Origin of the sequence: Winogradskyella psychrotolerans RS-3 (assembly GCF_000427335.1) — a bacterium.
Classification (GTDB): domain Bacteria; phylum Bacteroidota; class Bacteroidia; order Flavobacteriales; family Flavobacteriaceae; genus Winogradskyella; species Winogradskyella psychrotolerans.
On the sequence record NZ_ATMR01000043.1, the window covers coordinates 1 to 560 of the forward strand.

At 42.1% G+C, this 560-nt stretch carries 2 protein-coding genes; both read right to left on the minus strand.

The genetic code is table 11. The features are described 5' to 3' along the window. Positions 1-361: Ppx/GppA phosphatase family protein (locus ADIWIN_RS21620; RefSeq protein WP_200859786.1), on the minus strand; the 361-nt coding region annotated here is incomplete at its 3' end. A 53-nt stretch (positions 362-414) separates the two neighbouring features. Then, the gene (locus ADIWIN_RS22110; RefSeq protein ID WP_369021491.1) at positions 415-552 is read right to left on the minus strand and encodes a Ppx/GppA phosphatase family protein; all 138 of its coding nucleotides are present in this window, start codon (positions 550-552) and stop codon (positions 415-417) included. Between the last annotated feature and the right edge of the window lie 8 nt (positions 553-560).

A 560-nucleotide genomic window follows, 5' to 3' on the forward strand; every position in this document is an offset into this window, starting at 1 on the left:
GCGAATCAGGCAGGAGGCCACCACTATCATGTCCACTCTCATTAGGGATCATGCCAGGAATTTTGAGTCTTTTTGCTTTGTCCAGGAGCAACAGGTCTGTAGCAATTGCTTCAAAAGCTGTAACAGGTAAAAAATGTTTGATTATTTTTCTATCTTTTTTCTTTCCTTCTGTGGCCAGGTACATGTCTGTCAAGGTGTCAAATGTACCCGAAGCGCCTATAAGTTGTTGGGGTGCATGTTCTTTTATGGCCTTGGTAAGGGGGAGAAGTTTTTGGGATAAATAGGCATAAAGCTTCTCCACTTCTTCTGGTAAAATGGGGTCGTGATAATGAAACAGGTCCAGCAGTCTTTGGCCACCTATTTCAAAACTACCTTTCCAGTAGTATTTACTTCTTCATTTGCCAATTATGAATTCTACAGAGCCTCTCCAATGTCCATCATCAGGGCATTTTCGGGATTTAGGCAGCCACTTAGGCGAATGCCCTTGTAAATCAACTCTGCTTCCCTTTCACCATCTATGATCTGGGCTTCAATTCCGATTTGTTGTTTTATCTTCTTGA